Consider the following 2,500-nt stretch of genomic DNA (forward strand, 5'->3'; position numbering starts at 1 on the left):
GCGGACGGAAACGCTCGACCAAATATCCGAATGATGAAGACACGAGATCTGCTCTTTGGGGCAGTATTGCAGTCACTGACTGCGAGCTTTTTGACATTGTGAATGGGTTTTTCAAATCGATGCCGTGACGGCGTTGGTTTCTTGGGTGATCTTCGGATCGTCGAGGGAGCGAGCGCCGGAACAAATCGGAAGCAACAAGTTCCATCTGGTTGACCGCTAAGATGGGGCGCTTCCAACAAGGCTGAGAAATGAACATCCACACCAGGAGGGTTTTCCTCGGGGCATTGCTCCGGTGAGGATCTGGTAAAACTGCGCTGCACTGCTCTGCCGAGTTTCGTGTCGGTCTTTGACCGATCCAGTGTTGTCGTTGGTGGTGTGGACTCTCAAGTGTGAGGTAAGGGCAATTCGTGGATGCCTTGGCGCATACAGGCGATGAAGGACGTGGCACGCTGCGATAAGCGTGGGGGAGCTGTGAGCAAGCTTTGATCCCACGATTTCCGAATGGGGAAACCCACCTAATCCGATTATCTTGAGTGTCAGTAATGACAGTCAGGGTAATTGGAAAAAGGTATCACTTAGCTGAATAAAATAGGCTTCGTGAAGCGAACCCGGCGAACTGAAACATCTCAGTAACCGGAGGAAAAGACATCAACCGAGATTCCGTTAGTAGTGGCGAGCGAACGCGGACCAGGCCAGTGCCTGATATTCAACTAGCAGAAGTATCTGGAAAGATACGCCATAGCGGGTGACAGCCCCGTATGCGAAAGTGATGTATCAGGACTAGAGTAGGGCGGGACACGTGTAATCCTGTCTGAATATAGGGGGACCACCCTCTAAGCCTAAATACTCGTATGCGACCGATAGCGAACTAGTACCGTGAGGGAAAGGTGAAAAGCACCCCGATGAGGGGAGTGAAACAGTACCTGAAACGGATTGCCTACAAGCAGTTGGAGGGTCCTTGAGGCCTGACAGCGTACCTCTTGCATAATGGGTCTGTGACTTAATGTTTCAAGCAAGCTTAAGCCGATAGGTGTAGGCGCAGCGAAAGCGAGTCTGAATAGGGCGATTTAGTTTGAAGTATTAGACCCGAAACCCGGCGATCTAGGCATGACCAGGATGAAGGTGCGGTAACACGCACTGGAGGTCCGAACCGATTAACGTTGAAAAGTTACCGGATGAGTTGTGTTTAGGGGTGAAAGGCCAATCAAGCCGGGAAATAGCTGGTTCTCCGCGAAAACTATTGAGGTAGTGCCTCGGATGAACACCCTAGGGGGTAGAGCACTGGATGGATGCGGGGGTCGCGAGATCTACCAATTCTAACCAAACTCCGAATACCTAGGAGTGATATCCGGGAGACAGACGGCGGGTGCTAAGGTCCGTCGTCAAAAGGGAAACAGCCCTGACCTACAGCTAAGGTCCCCAAGTCACGTCTAAGTGGGAAAGCATGTGGGAATCCCAAAACAACCAGGAGGTTGGCTTAGAAGCAGCCATCCTTTAAAGAAAGCGTAACAGCTCACTGGTCTAAATAAGGGTTCCTGCGGCGAAGATGTAACGGGGCTCAAGACGTGCACCGAAGCTTAGGGTGTGTAGTTTACTACACGCGGTAGCGGAGCGTTCCGTAAGCCTGTGAAGCGATCTGGTAATGGGTCGTGGAGGTATCGGAAGTGCGAATGCAGACATGAGTAGCGATAAAAAGGGTGAGATGCCCTTTCGCCGAAAGACCAAGGGTTCCTGCGCAAGGCTAATCCGCGCAGGGTGAGCCGGCCCCTAAGACGAGCCCGAAGGGGGTAGTCGATGGGAACCACGTTAATATTCGTGGGCCTGGTGGTGTGTGACGGATGGTGTGTGTTGTATGCTCTTATCGGATTGAGCATGCTTCGAAGCTGTCCCGGGAAATAGCCCCACCGTATAGACCGTACCCGAAACCGACACAGGTGGTCAGGTAGAGTATACCAAGGCGCTTGAGAGAAGTGTCCTGAAGGAACTCGGCAAATTGCCTCCGTACCTTCGGAAGAAGGAGGCCCTCATCTTGCGCAAGCAGGTTGAGGGGGCACAGGCCAGGGGGTAGCGACTGTTTAGCAAAAACACAGGGCTCTGCTAAGTCGGCTTCAAGACGACGTATAGGGTCTGACGCCTGCCCGGTGCCTGAAGGTTAAGTGGAGGGGTGCAAGCTCCGAAATGAAGCCCAGGTAAACGGCGGCCGTAACTATAACGGTCCTAAGGTAGCGAAATTCCTTGTCGGGTAAGTTCCGACCTGCACGAATGGCGTAACGACTTCCCCACTGTCTCCAGGACATGCTCAGCGAAATTGAATTCTCCGTGAAGATGCGGAGTACCCGCGGTTAGACGGAAAGACCCCGTGCACCTTTACTGCAGCTTCAGAGTGGCAGTGGAGAACAATTGTGTAGAATAGGTGGGAGGCTTTGAAGCATTGGCGCCAGCTGATGTGGAGCCACCAAGTGAAATACCACCCTGTTGTTCTTTACTGTCTAACCTCGAT

Annotated in this window: 1 rRNA gene (cut by a window edge); it reads left to right on the plus strand. The window is 52.6% G+C overall.

Annotation, left to right across the window (positions count from 1 at the left end):
- Window positions 1–384 precede the first annotated feature (384 nt).
- Window positions 385–2,500, plus strand: a 23S ribosomal RNA gene (locus tag HZY97_RS20765) (it continues 678 nt past the right edge of the window).

Source organism: Sphingomonas sp. R-74633 (genome assembly GCF_013416555.1).
Lineage (GTDB): Bacteria > Pseudomonadota > Alphaproteobacteria > Sphingomonadales > Sphingomonadaceae > Sphingomonas.